The organism is Vibrio stylophorae, assembly GCF_921293875.1.
GTDB lineage: Bacteria > Pseudomonadota > Gammaproteobacteria > Enterobacterales > Vibrionaceae > Vibrio_A > Vibrio_A stylophorae.
Window position 1 is genome coordinate 556,134 of record NZ_CAKLDI010000002.1, and the last position, 14,460, is coordinate 570,593.

The following is a 14,460-nucleotide window of genomic DNA, read 5'->3' on the forward strand; positions in this document are numbered from 1 at the left end:
TGCTGTAAACCCACATCTGCTTGTGGTTTAATCTTAAGAGCAAATCGATATGGAAGGTAATTATGAATACTGTTCTGGAAATTGTTGGTCTTGCTCGTCGCAAGAACAAATTGAAACGTGAATTGCTTGATAACGAAAAGAAAGTACGCGACAACCGTAAACGTTCGGACCTACTTGAGAACCTACTGGACTATATCAAGCCAGAAATGACCCAAGCGGAAATCATGGCTATCATCAAAAACATGAAAGCAGATTACGATGACCGTGTTGATGATCACATCATCATTGGTGCTGAAATCTCTAAACAGCGCCGTGAAATCAGCCGCAAAATTCGCGAGCTGACTGCTGAAGATAAATCAGCAACTCGCAAATAAGCGATTTGGTTCCAATAAAAAAACGCCCAGTAGGGCGTTTTTTTATATCGATAACAACCGCCAATGGCCAACCCACAATGACAAATCGAGCACTATAGAAGGCGAGCATCCTCACCCCATCAGTCGCGCTGCAATTGTCGCTCAAACATCAACACATCATGAAATTGCTCAAACTTGTAGCCGCAACCTGTCAAGCGCCCTACAAAGATAAAATCATGACGCCGATGTAGCTTCTCTGAAGCCTGATTAGGCGCAGTCACCACACTATAAAGCACGCTATAGTGATTTTTTTGGCAATGTTCAATCAGGGTTTGCATCAATGCACTCCCCCACCCACATTGCTGCACATCTGGGGCCAAATAAATTGAAATCTCACTCGCACAATCAAAGGCAGCGCGATCGCGAAATGGGCCGTGATAGGCAAACCCCTGCACCACACCATCTAGCTCAAGAACCCATGTACCCAACCTGGCGTTCGCAAGTCGTCCTTTGAGCCAATCAATACGTTGCGACAAGGACCAAGGTGCGCAGTCAAAGGTGACCGCTGTTTGTTCCACATAATGATTATAAATCTGGTTAAACGCCGCACAATCGGCAAGCGTCATGGGACGAATCATGTTCACACCTAAAACAAAGCGGATGGGCCACTACTATACTCAACAAAGAACTTTTTAACGAACAGAGAACCATGCGTTATTCATTGTTTTTCTTTATCGTTTTGACTTTCGGTTGCAGTTACCAAAGCCCGCAAACACGCGTTCATTGGTTCGCGCAGTCGACGCTACTTTCAGGGGTCAGTCGATGTCAAAGTCCGCAAACTGCGCCGCCAGAAACCACTTTGGACGCGCATGCCCCTTTGGTGCTTCTGGTTCATGGATGTAACGGTTCTGCTGGACGCTTTTCTGCTTTAGCGCAAGTGTTTGAGTTCCACCAGCAACAAACGCTGTGCTTTAGCTATGATGATCGCGATAGTCTCTATGACTCCGCGCAGCAACTGGCACAGGTGATTGAGCAATTAAGCCAACATCATCCCCAAATCACCATTATTGGCCATAGTATGGGTGGGCTTATCAGCCGCCAAGCGCTGACACAAATTGATTCAAGTGATAGCAAAACAGCGCTCACACTGGTCACCATCTCTACGCCCTTTTCTGGCATTCATGCGGCAGCGCACTGCGCCTCCACGCCATTGATGGTTGCATCTCTCGGACTCACCATTCCCATTTGCTATATGGCCAGTGGCGATAAGTGGTACGAGATCACTGCAAAATCTGATTTTATTCTGCAGCCACAACCCCTTTGGCAAGCCATTCGTCATATTCAAATCATCACTGACGAGCGTGACAGCTGCCGTGAATACAGCAGCCAAGGTCAATGCATCACCAGTGATGATATCTTTAGTTTACAAGAGCAATACTTCCCACCCATGCTGTCAGCATTAAATGGCGAGCTGTACCAAATTAAGGCGGGACATGTTGAGATTGTGGGGTATCAAGGACAAACGCCAGATAAATTGATTCATCTCTTTGAGCAAATTGGGCTCATGCCGCCTAATCAAAAAACGCAAAATTATACCCAGCGCCTGGCCATACTCTACGATATTGTAGCCACTGATCAGTAATCTGCATGCCGCAAGCAAGTATGCGAATTTAAAAATGCGTCTTGCAAAAATAAAGCGAGCATTATGCTCGCTTTGTTTTAGAAATACTTTGCCAAATTAAGGCGCTAAACGCTCAATCTGCCAAGCGTTATCACCATCGCGCTGGTACAAGAAACGATCATGCAAGCGATGATCGCCGCCTTGCCAAAATTCGATACTATTTATCTTCACCCGATAACCGCCCCAAAAAGTTGGGATAGGCACTTCACCTTTGGCAAATTTTTGCTTGAGCTCCATAAATTTAGACTCAAGTGCCTGACGCGTAGACAAACGCTGACTTTGCTTACTGGCCCAAGCAGCTATTTGGCTCTCCTTTGGTCGGGAGCTGAAATATTTCATCACTTCCAGCGTCGATAGCTTTTCAACTTGCCCAGTGACATGCACCTGTCGCTCCATCATATGCCATGGGAAATGGAGACTAATTTTCGGATTATGCCCCAATTGTTCAGCTTTACGGCTGCCGAGGTTGGTATAAAAAATCATCCCATCAGCATCAACATGTTTAAGCAAAACAATGCGTTGGAAAGGTTGACCGGAGGCATCAACCGTCGCGATGGTCATCGCAGTGGGGTCTGGCAATTTCGCTTCAATCGCTTGTTTTAGCCAAGTTTCAAATAAATCGAGGGGATCAGAAGGTAAATCAGCACGGCGTAATCCGCCCATACAGTAACGACGGCGAATATCAGAAAGATCCATAAGGCACTCCTTTTCTATTTCCTCGATTCTGCGCTGTTCAAAGAAAAATCACAAGGGAACCCAATAAAATCAAAGCATTCTTGCTACTTTGTTTCCCAGCTCACAGCTTCGCATTGAAATATCAGGACATTCTCCGCTGTTGCTCACTTTCTTGATACCCTAATAGGGCTTATCAAAGGAATAGATTTGTGAATCGTTCAGCTATATTTTCCGCGCTCGCACTGTGGTTTGTGATGTGTTTTTTTGTCTCCGTGGTGACCTTTCAGCAGGGACGGGAGAATATTACGCAAACGCTAGACGAAAATATTGTGGAGCTGGGCGAAAAACTCACCAGTGAGCTCAATCGTTTTCAAAACGTACCAGTACTACTCAGTGATGATCCTCGCGTCATCCATGCCCTCTCGGATCCCGTTCAAGCGAAAGATTTAAACCACCATCTAGAACGCTGGGCAGGCCAATTAGGCGCTGATGCCATTTATTTGCTTGATCGCGACGGCAGTGCCATTGCCAGCAGTAATTGGCAACAACCTGACAGCTTTATTGGACATAATTTTCGCTATCGACCCTACTATCAACTGGCGCTGGGTGGGCAGTTAGGTCGCTATTTTGCCTTGGGTGCCGTGTCGCAAAAACGCGGCTATTACTTTTCCTATGGCGTCGTAAGCCAACGCAAAATTCAAGGCGTGGTGGTGGTCAAAGTTGATTTAGCCAATGCAATAAGCAGCTGGCCACACTTTATCGATAACCATTTTGTGGTCGCAGATGAGATGGGCGTTGCATTTTATAGCTCCTATAGCCATTTCCCCGACTTTGCACTCGCCCCGTTAACGCCTTACCAAATTCAACGATTACAGGATACCAATCGTTACGGCAAACATATCTCGAACACTTTGGTGCAAGATACCTATCGCGGCATTTTCCACCAAGCGTCTGGCAGTTTGGTAAATTTCTCGGAAGATTCCCTCGCCACCGTAATGGTGCGTCATCCCATGACAGATTATGGCTGGCAACTCTATGGCTTTAACTCACTCTATGCAGCCTATGAACGTGTTGGCCAAGCCATTTTGGTTGCCAATGGCGTCTACTTTTTGTTGCTCCTTGCTTTTATGTCTTGGCGACAAACGACAGTGACCAAGCGAAAACTTTCCGATCTCAACGATCAGCTGGAAACCCTGGTAATCTCTCGCACCCATGATTTAGTTGAATCGAATCAGCAACTTCGTGACACCTTAATTCAATATGAACGCTCGCAAGCTGAGCTCAAACAAACGCAAAGTGAGCTAATGCAAGCTGCGAAATTGGCCATGCTAGGTGAGCTCTCGGCCAGTATTAATCATGAAATTAATCAGCCCTTAGCAGCGATGCGCAGCTATGCAGAAAATACTGAAAAACTCATTGCCCGAGAGCGCTACGATTTAGCCCAAAGCAATCTCAGTGAAATCATCAAGCTCAACACCATGGTGGCTGAGATCATTGCACGCTTTAAGGTCTTTGCGAAACGCACTGATATGCCCACAACGGTCACATCGGTATCAGAGGCAATCCGCGCTGCCATTGCGATTATTCGTAATCAGCTAATCAAGCAAGGGGTCACTGTTAAAGTCGCGGATATTGATGAAAGCTGGATGGTAAACGCCGATGCCGTGCAACTTGAGCAAGTACTCATTAACCTGCTGCACAACGCCATTCAAGCGCTGCAGCAGGCCGCAAGTCCAACCATAACGATCACCACAGAGCGAGTTGGGCACACGATTGAAATCTATGTTGCAGACAATGGCTCAGGTCTCAGCAAAGAAGCGCAACAGCGCATTTTTGAGCCCTTTTTTAGCACGAAGAAAACAGGTCTTGGCTTAGGGCTGACCATCTCTCGCCGCATGATTGAGTCATTTCACGGCACTCTTCAATTCCAAGCCGAATATACACAAGGCGCCTGCTTTGTCATTTGTTTGCCTTGTACTAATCAGGAGGATTCTCAGTGAATCGTGTCATTTTTATTGATGATGAACCCAGCATTCGTCATGCATTAAGCCAAACCCTAGAACTGGCTGATTATAACGTGCAATGTTTTGCCAATGCCAGCCTCGCACTTGAGGTGATTGATGAGACCTTTGGTGGCGTGATCATTAGTGATATCAATATGCCCGGCATGGATGGCATTCGCTTTTTAAAAGAAGCCCTCAAACGCGATCAAGAGCTTCAGGTGATATTGCTCACAGGCCATGGTGATATCTCCACTGCGGTCGATGCCATGCGCATTGGTGCCTACGATTTTCTAGAAAAACCATTTTCAACCGAGCATCTACTTGAGGTGGTCAGGCGAGCAGCGGACAAAAGACAACTGCATTTAGAAAACCGCTCGCTTCGCCAAGAGCTTGCAGCGCAAAGTGGCCCGGGGCCTCGCCTGCTAGGCAATACACCGCAAATTATTCAGCTGCGACGGATCCTGACCCATATTAAAGATACCCCTGCCGATGTACTGGTTTACGGCGAAACAGGTAGCGGTAAAGAGCTGGTCGCCCGCTTCTTACATGATCACAGTGTGCGCCATGAAAAACCCTTTGTGGCCATTAACTGCGGCGCCATTCCTGAAAGCATGATGGAAAGTGAACTCTTTGGCCATGAGTCTGGCGCCTTTACTGGTGCCAATAAAAAGCGCATAGGTAAAATTGCCTATGCCAATGGCGGCACACTCTTTCTCGATGAAATTGAGTCCATGCCCATGGCACTGCAAATTAAATTATTGCGCGTATTAGAAGAGCGTAAAGTTGAACCCTTGGGTTCAAATCAGGCCATTGATTTGAATATCCGTATCATTGCTGCGACAAAAACAGATTTAAAAGCACTTGGCGATACCGGTGAATTTCGCCCAGATCTTTACTATCGCCTAAATGTGGTCAAAGTGGATATTCCAGCTCTTCGCGAGCGCAAAGACGATATTTTACTGCTCTTCAAAAGCTTTACACGCGCAGCATCGCTTCGTTATGGATTTGATGTCCCAGAACTTTCCTTATCCCTTCAGCAACAATTACTGGCCCATGATTGGCCGGGTAATGTGCGTGAGCTGCGCAATTTTGCCGAGCGCTACACCTTAATGGGTGAAGAGGCGGCAATTCATGAAATCGAGCCCTTAGCACAACAGGAAATGGGCTTAAGCTTTACCGAACGAGTGGAGCAATTGGAATTTACTTTGTTATGCGACGCGCTCAAGCGTCATCATGGCCGGCTCAAAGAGGTACAGATGGAGCTCGCCCTGCCGCGTAAAAGCCTCTATGACAAAATGAAAAAATATGGTCTGGATAAACAGGATTTTAAACACACACAGGCCATCTTGAGCGAAAATGTTTAGCAATTTATACATTTCAGACTGTTAGCCGCTATTTTTGCAGTCAGTCGCAAAATCCTGTCTATGCTTAGCTTAGGTATTCATTACAGGCGGCGGCATTCATGGGCCAACAGCAAAAGCTGGCAGACCAAGCACAGCTTGATTTTGTCGACGATAAAACAGCAGCACTCCTTCTCAACACGCCCCGTAGCGCGCGCATCATGTTATGGATGGTGGTGCTGTTTTTTATTTGTGCCATCATTTGGGCGGCCTACGCTGAAATAGATAAAGTGACCGTCGGCCAAGGCAAAGTCATTCCCTCCTCCCAACTGCAAATTGTGCAAAACCTTGAAGGCGGAATCGTCAAATCTGTCTTAATCAAAGAAGGCGATTTTGTCGAAAAAGATCAGCAATTACTGTTGATTGATGACACCCGTTTCCAATCAGATTTTCGTGAGCGCAAACAACAGCTAGTCAGTTTGCAAGGCGACATTATTCGACTGCAAGCGGAACTGAACGCGGTTCATATCGATCAGAAAAAAGCCAAAAGTAATTGGCGAAAAACAGTGCTCATTAAAGAAATCCCTCTTGAATTTAGTGCTGAGTTTGGCGAAGAAAATAGCAAACAGGTCCGCCAACAACGCGCCGAATATCGCGACAATATGAATAATCTGCGCAATCAGCTATCAGTGCTTGATCAGCAAATTCGGCAAAAAGAGCAAGAGCTTATCGAAGTTAAAGCCACCTTGCGCAATCTCAAGCAGAGCTATCACTTAGCTGCGCAAGAGCTCAAAATCACTCGACCACTGGCAGAAGAAGGGGTGGTACCACGCGTTGAGTTGCTCAAATTACAACGCCAAGTCAATGACACCCGCCGTGATATGACAGCAACCCAGCTTCAAATTCCACAAATCGAATCTAGCCTGCGTGAAACTATTTTTAAGCGTATTGAAGTGGCGCTCTCTTTTCGTGCCGATCAACAGCTGGCCCTCAATGAAGTAGAAGATGAGCTCTCCGCCATGAGCGAGTCACAAGTGGGTTTAGAAGATAAGGTGCAACGCACCATCGTGCTCAGTCCGGTCACCGGCACCATTAAAAAAATTCACATCAACACCGTGGGCGGGGTTATTCAACCGGGGATGGATTTAGTTGAGATCGTACCCAGTGAAGACAACCTTTTGGTTGAAGCCAAAATCGCGCCCAAAGATATCGCCTTTTTACGCCCCGGCCTAACCACTATTGTGAAATTTACAGCCTACGATTTTACCGTTTATGGCGGCCTGCAAGGTGATTTAGAAACCATCAGCGCTGACACCATTAAAGATGAAGAAGGGAACGAATTTTATCTAATTAAAGTTCGCACCAATCAAAATTTCCTTGGCGAAAATGGTCAAAAAAATCCAATCATTCCAGGCATGACGGCCTCAGTGGATATCATGACCGGTAAGCAAAGCGTTTTAGATTATTTACTAAAACCCATTCTTCGCGCCAAGCAAAACGCACTGAGAGAATAATAGGGGAAACCTATGAAAAACTTATTCATCCCCGCCGTTATGGTGGTTATCTCATGGGCGGCACAAGCGCAAGCGCAATCGCTTGAGCAAGCTGTCGCAGCCTCCCTCACCTCCCATCCCGATCTAAAAGAAGCTTTTAGTGAATTTAAGAGTCGCGAAGCTGAAATTGATGTGGTGCAAGGGGATTATTTGCCATCGGTCGACCTCGAAGCTGGTATCGGCTACGAATATGTCGATAACGATGCCACATCACAGCCCGGAAGAAGCAAAGATTTTGACCGCCGCGATGCGCGGGTCACGCTGAGGCAATTGATTTGGGATGGTTCTCGCACTATCTATAATCTAGACCGCACAGAAGCTGAAGCCGAAGCGCAGCGCTATCAGTTACTCGTCAGCGCCGAGGATACAGCTCTGCGTGTCGTTGAAGTCTACCTTAATTTCCTCGAGGCCTATGACGTACTCAAGCTCTCTGAAGACAATGTGCGCATTCACAAAGAGATTTATAAAAATATCGAAAAGCGGGCCAACTCAGGCATTGGATCTACTGCAGACCTTGCGCAAGCAGAAGCTCGTATCGCCAATGCACTCAGTAACCTCTTAGCCGCGCAAAATAATCTGCAAGATGCACAAGCTGAATTTATTCGCGTAGTAAATCAGTACCCATCAGGTTTAGTCAATCCGTCAGTGGATCAAGATTGGATACCGCTCAGTCTTGATGAGGCCACGCAAAGAGCACGAGAAAACCACCCCGTACTACAAGTTGCAGAAAACGATGTGATGGCCGCTTATGCGCAGCACAACATGTCAAAAAGTGCCTTCTACCCCACCTTTACCGTTGAAGTCAGCCAACTTTGGGAAGATGACGCCAATGGCGTTGAAGGTGAAAACGATGAATTTAGCGCCATGCTGCGTATGCGTTACAACCTACTCAATGGTGGCTCAGATCGCGCTGAATCAAGACGCACCGCTCATCAAGTCAATGCCGCCAAAGCCATTCGTGAAAACTCAGTTCGCCAACTTGATGAAGGCACCCGACTCGCATGGCAAGCCATGGAGTTAGTGATGCAGCAAAAAACTTTCTTGCAAGAGCATGTGGATGCATCCACCGATGCGGTCGATGCCTACAAAAAACAGTTCCGTATCGGCAAACGTACCCTGCTCGATCTACTCAATACCGAAAATGAGCTGTTTGAAGCGCGCAAACAATATATCACCGCAGAATATCAAGAGGTCTACGCACAATACCGTGTCATCCATGCCACGGGCTTGTTACTCGATGCGCTTCGTGTAGACATGCCAAGCCAATGGCTTGAGCCAATTGAAGATTAAGGAGGCAACAATGAAATATTTAATTTTAATGCTGAGCTGCCTCACGTTGCTGGGCTGCGTCAATGACGTTGAAGTTTATCCCTTGGCCGAACAAAGGGCCGATCTGCGAGATTTTGATACGGACGGCGTCATTAATGCGCGCGATGCCTGCGCCAAAACCCCTGATGGCGCCGTGATCACCAATGATGGTTGTCCAAACCACATTCAAACATCGCAAGAACAGGATCTGCACGTGTTGTTTGCCAATGACTCCTACGTCATTGCTCCGCAATATGGCCCAGAGTTGGATAAAATGGCCGATTTTCTTGAGCAAAACCCTGAGGTCACCATTGAGATTCAAGGCCACGCCAGTCAGGTCGGTCCAGCAGCACGCAACCAGGCACTGTCAGATAACCGCTCTCTCGCAGTCAAAAACGCACTGGTGTTTCGCGGTATTGATGAAGACCGTATCACCATCATCGGTTTTGGTGATCGCGTTCCCGAATTTAAAGATACAACCGAGCAAGCACATAGTTTGAACCGCCGCGCCGTCGCACATGTGGTGGGTTATCAGGGTGATGTGGAGTACAAATGGACCATTTTCACCCAACGAGATGAAAAGGAAGCAAAAGCCAAATAAACATGACAAAAACCATTATTGCTGCAATCTGTTGTCTGCTCTTTACTGCAGGTGTATACGCACTGAACAGCAAAGAGCAACAGATTTCAGCATTGATGAAATCGCACTATGGCCAGCGCGCCATGCTCAGATACCAAACATGGCGCAAGCTTATTCATGACAATCGACAGCGAGTCGAAAAGATAGAACTCACAGTCATCAATCAGTTTTTTAATCAGCTCTATTTTGTCGACGATATTCAGCTTTGGGGTAAAACGGATTATTGGGCTACGCCGCTTGAGTTTTTAGGGGCTAATGCAGGAGATTGCGAAGATTTTACCATCGCAAAATATTTTTCCTTGCGGGAAATGGGGATCAGCGATCGCAAGCTAAGGCTGATTTATGTGAAGTCGCTGACCCTTAATCAATTTCATATGGTGCTCGCCTATTATCCAACAAAACGTAGCGAACCATTATTGCTCGACAATATTGATGGTGAAATTAAACCCGCATCTCAACGGCCTGATCTCATCCCCATCTATAGCTTTAACGCTGAACAGTTGTGGGTCATCAAACAACATGGACATAGCACCCTCGCAGGCAAAGCAAACCGACTAAAATTATGGAATGACCTTCGCCACCGCTACAGCAAAAGACGCTTAGCAACACCTGTGGTCAATTATGATGAGTAAATCACTATGACACTTTATCGGCAATTATTAATATGGATGTTTATTGTCTTTACGCTGTTACTTTTAACATCCTTTACCATTGAATTTCGCGCTACCCGCGATTTTTTACAGCAGCAGCAAGCTGTCAATTTATCCAATACCATCCATGCAACGGGGCTAGCTTTATCACCCTATCTTCAAGAAGAGGATACTCTTGCATCTGAATCCATTATCAATGCGCTATTTGACAGTGGATTTTATTCTCAAGTAACCCTCACTCACTTGCGTAATGACGCCATTTTTGAACGGCAATACCCCATCAATATTGAAGGAGTGCCACAGTGGTTTATTAATTTAGATCTCTTTCATCCGCTGACGCTCAAACAAACTATTACCAGCGGCTGGTTACAACTAGCGGATTTAGAGATAACGGATCACCCTGGTGTCGCCTATCGTGAGCTATGGCAAGCCAGTCGGCAGTTATTAATGGGATTTAGCATCGCATTTGCCGTGACACTGCTGATCCTCACCCTTGTACTACGCCATATTTTAACCCCATTAAATGGCATCGTTGAAAAAACCAAGGCCATTGCCAAAAACCAGTTTGGAGCCCCCTTACCATTGCCGAGCACCCAAGATCTTAAAGAGGTCGTGGTGGCGATGAACAAAATGGAGTCCAAGCTAGAGTTGCACTTTGAACAGCAAGTGGAAGAGTCCCAGCGGCTTCGAGAGCGTGCCTATATTGATTCCGCATCTGGCCTTGGCAACCGTAGCTATTTCTCAGCTCAGGTCGATGCGTGGCAAAGTGAAAGTGGTCGGGGTGGTCTGGGCATTTTGCACGTCTATCCCCTCGTTACCCAATACGACATTGATTTTCAACTCGGCGATCAAGTCTGTTTTGATTTTGCCAATCAGCTCAGCACGCATACGGCGCATCTTGGCGTCACGCTGGCACGTATTTCTCAATTCGAGTTTGCCCTGCTCTACCCCAACGCCAGCCGTGAAGATTTAGAACAATGCGCAGAAATTTTAATGTGCTGCGCCAATAGCTTAATTGCCGACCCATTAGCCATGTCAGTACAAGCTGCCGCCTTGGGGATGGTTTGGATTGAACATGCCAGCGATAGTACACAGCTACTAGCGCAAGCTGACAATGCGCTTTCGCAAGCGAAATTACAAACCGACCATCCTGTGGTCATTGTTGGTGAGCAAAACACCGAAACCCTTGGCAAACAGCAGTGGCGAAGTTTGATCCTTGAAGCCATCGCTAATGACAATATTCACTTTCAGTATCAGCAAGTGAGCAATGAAGCTGGTGTGGCAATTCAAAAAGAGCTATTTAGTGCCATTCATAAAGGCAAACAGCGCTACCCAGCCAGTCACTTTTTAGGCGTGCTTGAGCACTTCAAAATGGGTGATAGTTTTGATCGTTTCGTCATTGAAAAAGTATTGCGCCAGCTATCAAGCCAGCCCAGTGATGTGCCCATTGCCATTAATTTAACCCCCAGCAGTATGACCAATGCAGCCTTTATCCGGTGGTTATCCAGCATTTTTCAGCGCCATGCAAAAGCGGCACAATCACTGATGCTTGAGCTGCCAGAAAATACCGTGATTCAATATCCCGAGCATACGGCGCTACTCTGCGATGTTTTAACCCAACATAAAGTAGCATTTGGTATCGACCAATACGGCCGTAACTTCAGAGCATTGGATTACCTACAACAAATCCATCCCAGCTACGTCAAAATTGATTATGCCTACACCCATCATCTTGATGATGATATACAGCGCGACGTATTAGCAGCCATCTGCCGGACTGCGCAAAATCTATCGATTCAGACCATCGCAACACGCGTTGAGACACAAGCGCAGCTTGAACAGCTGCAAAAGCTATATATCTCTGGATTCCAAGGTTTTGTACTCGATAAAACAGAGGAGATGAATCATGACAGCTGATTCGCTACTCAACTCACTGGTCTATATCAGCCGCTACTATGGCCTTGCCAACTCGCCCGATGCTTTGGTTCATGGTTTACCACTCATTGATGGCAAACTGACCCTGCAATTACTTCCACGCGCAGCGGAGCGCGCTGGGCTCATCGCGAAACACAGTCAAACACTACTGGCTGATATTTCAAACCTAACCCTGCCTGCTTTGCTGTTACTCAATGAAGGCGAATCATGCGTGTTAATGCGCATCAACCAAGAGCAGCTAGAAGCTGAAGTGGTTTTTGCCGACGAGTCGCAAGTACAAACCATCACGCTTGCACACCTTGAAACACGCTACAGCGGTCAAATGTTCCTCATCAAAAAGCAATTTCGCTATGACGAACGCTCGCCAGAAGTGCTGAAAACACGTCACGGCCATTGGTTTTGGAGCACGCTGTGGGAATCTCGAAATATCTATCGCGATGTGTTGATTGCATCCATTTTGATTAATGTGTTTGCCGTTGCCACGCCGCTTTTTACGCGACTGGTTTACGACAAAATCGTACCGAATCTGGCCTTTGACTCCCTGTGGGTGCTGGCATATGGCATTGCCATCATCTTTATCTTTGATTTAGTGCTAAAACTGATGCGCAGCTACTTTATCGATTTAGCCGGTAAAAAATCTGACTTGCTGATTTCATCGAAAATATTTGCCAAAGTGATGGGCATTAAGATGGAGGCAAGACCGCCATCAGTGGGCGCCTTTGCCAAACATATGCAGGAGTTTGAATCTATTCGTGAATTTTTCACCTCTGCAACTGTTGCCGCGCTCATTGACTTGCCCTTCGCTATTTTATTTTTGGTGATCATTTGGCTCATTGCTGGTCCCTTAGTGCTGGTACCTACTATCGCTGTTATTTTACTGATGATTCATAGCGCCATTATTCAGCGCCCCCTTCGCCGCAGCATTGAAGAGGGCTCACGCTTGGCATCGCAAAAACATGCCAATTTAGTGGAAAGTCTTTCAGGGCTGGAGACGGTGAAACTTTTTGGCGCGCAAACTCAATTTCAGCATCGCTGGGAAGAAGCGGTAGCACACATGGCCGATTGGGGCATGAAATCTCGCCGAATCACCGATTCAGTACAAAACAGCGCCGGTTTTTTGCAGCAATTTGTCTCCGTCGCGATGATTGTGTTTGGCGTCTACCTCATTGCCGCGGGCGATCTCACCATGGGTGGACTGATTGCCGCAACCATGCTCAGTGGCCGCGCCGTTGGACCTTTGGTGCAACTGTCGCTGATTTCGACCCGTTATAACCAAGCAAAATCCGCGATGACTGTCATTGAGCAATTGATGGCAATGCCCGATGAACAAGAGGAAGGGAAACGTTATATCCACCGCCCGCTTATCACCGGAAAAGTGGAACTTGACCATGTTACTTTTCAATATCCCAGTGCCGACAAAGCCGCTGTATCCAATATCAATTTAAAAATTGAACCGGGTGAAAAAGTGGCAATCATCGGTCGAATTGGTTCTGGCAAAACCACCCTTGAGCGCTTAATTATGGGACTGTTCCAAGCTCAATCGGGCTCTGTACGCATCGATGATACCGACATATCCCAGCTGCACCATATCGATATTCGCCGCAACATTGGTTGTGTACCACAGGATGTGACGCTCTTCTTTGGCTCAATCCGTGAAAATATCTGTCTAGGACGCCCACTGACGGACGACCATGACCTACTTGATGCAGCAAGGCGCGCAGGTGTATTGCAATTTACTCAGCAAGATGCCGCAGGCCTTGAACGCCAAGTGGGTGAAATGGGCAATCAGCTCTCAGGTGGCCAGCGACAAGCCATTGCCATTGCCCGAGCCTTTTTAGGTCGGCCACCTGTGCTGCTTTTAGATGAGCCCACCAGTAGCATGGACAATCGTTCAGAGCTTCTCATAAAGCAGCAACTTGCCGCACTCACGCAAGAGGAAACACTCATTCTGATCACGCACAAAACCAGCATGCTCGATGTGGTGGATCGCATCATTGTGATGGAGCAAGGCCACCTCATTGCGGATGGCCCTAAAGAGCAAGTGCTCAAACAACTGCGTGATGGCAAGGTCAGTGCACCTGTTACACAACTACAAGCGAGTTAGTATTCGGTCACTTCTATAAAGCGCTCTTTGAGCGCTTTTTTAGTGTTGATTTCCCAGCACCGCCTGCAATCTATTGTTCACAATAAATTTCCGTGCATTTTCATCGCGTTGTTTATCGCTACTTTTTACGCGTAGATTCGTCCTATTTTCATTGAAGCGCACCACTCACGCCGACAAGGACAAGCGACACTGTGCAGCATTCTAAATCTAGTCGAAAC

12 protein-coding genes are annotated in these 14,460 nt (G+C 46.9%); 10 read left to right on the forward strand and 2 right to left on the reverse strand.

Features of this window, described 5'->3' with window-relative positions:
* The first annotated feature begins 62 nt into the window (after positions 1-62).
* Positions 63-374, forward strand: coding sequence for a DUF496 family protein (locus L9P36_RS16145; RefSeq protein ID WP_237468651.1), 312 nt, complete (start codon positions 63-65; stop codon positions 372-374).
* Between the two features lie 119 nt (positions 375-493).
* Here L9P36_RS16145 and L9P36_RS16150 read toward each other — a convergent pair whose 3' ends face one another.
* Positions 494-991, reverse strand: coding sequence for a GNAT family N-acetyltransferase (locus tag L9P36_RS16150; RefSeq protein ID WP_237468652.1), 498 nt, complete (start codon positions 989-991; stop codon positions 494-496).
* A gap of 71 nt (positions 992-1,062) precedes the next feature.
* On the opposite strand from L9P36_RS16150, the gene L9P36_RS16155 reads away from it, so the two are divergent.
* A complete protein-coding gene (locus tag L9P36_RS16155) occupies positions 1,063-1,995 on the forward strand; it encodes an esterase/lipase family protein (RefSeq protein WP_237468653.1) in 933 nt (310 codons plus the stop codon).
* 96 nt (positions 1,996-2,091) lie between these two features.
* Here L9P36_RS16155 and pdxH read toward each other — a convergent pair whose 3' ends face one another.
* On the reverse strand, positions 2,092-2,730 hold the full coding sequence (pdxH, locus tag L9P36_RS16160) for a pyridoxamine 5'-phosphate oxidase (protein ID WP_237468654.1): 639 nt from the start codon (positions 2,728-2,730) through the stop codon (positions 2,092-2,094).
* 188 nt (positions 2,731-2,918) lie between these two features.
* On the opposite strand from pdxH, the gene L9P36_RS16165 reads away from it, so the two are divergent.
* From L9P36_RS16165 to L9P36_RS16200, 8 genes are all read left to right on the forward strand, one after another.
* Complete coding sequence (locus tag L9P36_RS16165; protein WP_237468655.1) at positions 2,919-4,709, forward strand: sensor histidine kinase; 1,791 nt, start codon at positions 2,919-2,921, stop codon at positions 4,707-4,709.
* Positions 4,706-6,076 (forward strand): sigma-54-dependent transcriptional regulator, encoded by a 1,371-nt coding sequence (locus L9P36_RS16170; protein WP_237468656.1) that lies wholly within the window; start codon positions 4,706-4,708, stop codon positions 6,074-6,076. The genes L9P36_RS16165 and L9P36_RS16170 overlap by 4 nt, the downstream gene beginning before the upstream one ends.
* A gap of 98 nt (positions 6,077-6,174) precedes the next feature.
* Positions 6,175-7,566, forward strand: coding sequence for an HlyD family type I secretion periplasmic adaptor subunit (locus tag L9P36_RS16175; RefSeq protein ID WP_237468657.1), 1,392 nt, complete (start codon positions 6,175-6,177; stop codon positions 7,564-7,566).
* A gap of 12 nt (positions 7,567-7,578) precedes the next feature.
* Positions 7,579-8,895, forward strand: a complete 1,317-nt coding sequence (locus L9P36_RS16180) for a TolC family outer membrane protein (RefSeq protein ID WP_237468658.1) — start codon at positions 7,579-7,581, stop codon at positions 8,893-8,895.
* Between the two features lie 10 nt (positions 8,896-8,905).
* Entirely contained in the window at positions 8,906-9,514 is a 609-nt protein-coding gene (locus tag L9P36_RS16185; RefSeq protein WP_237468659.1) for an OmpA family protein, read from the forward strand.
* A gap of 2 nt (positions 9,515-9,516) precedes the next feature.
* A complete protein-coding gene (locus tag L9P36_RS16190; protein WP_237468660.1) occupies positions 9,517-10,185 on the forward strand; it encodes a transglutaminase-like cysteine peptidase in 669 nt (222 codons plus the stop codon).
* A 6-nt stretch (positions 10,186-10,191) separates the two neighbouring features.
* On the forward strand, positions 10,192-12,120 hold the full coding sequence (locus tag L9P36_RS16195) for a bifunctional diguanylate cyclase/phosphodiesterase (protein WP_237468661.1): 1,929 nt from the start codon (positions 10,192-10,194) through the stop codon (positions 12,118-12,120).
* Positions 12,110-14,242 carry a type I secretion system permease/ATPase gene (locus L9P36_RS16200; protein ID WP_237468662.1) on the forward strand — a complete coding sequence of 711 codons (2,133 nt, stop codon included), beginning with the start codon at positions 12,110-12,112 and terminating at the stop codon, positions 14,240-14,242. Before L9P36_RS16195 ends, L9P36_RS16200 begins: the two co-directional genes overlap by 11 nt.
* Positions 14,243-14,460: the final 218 nt, after the last annotated feature.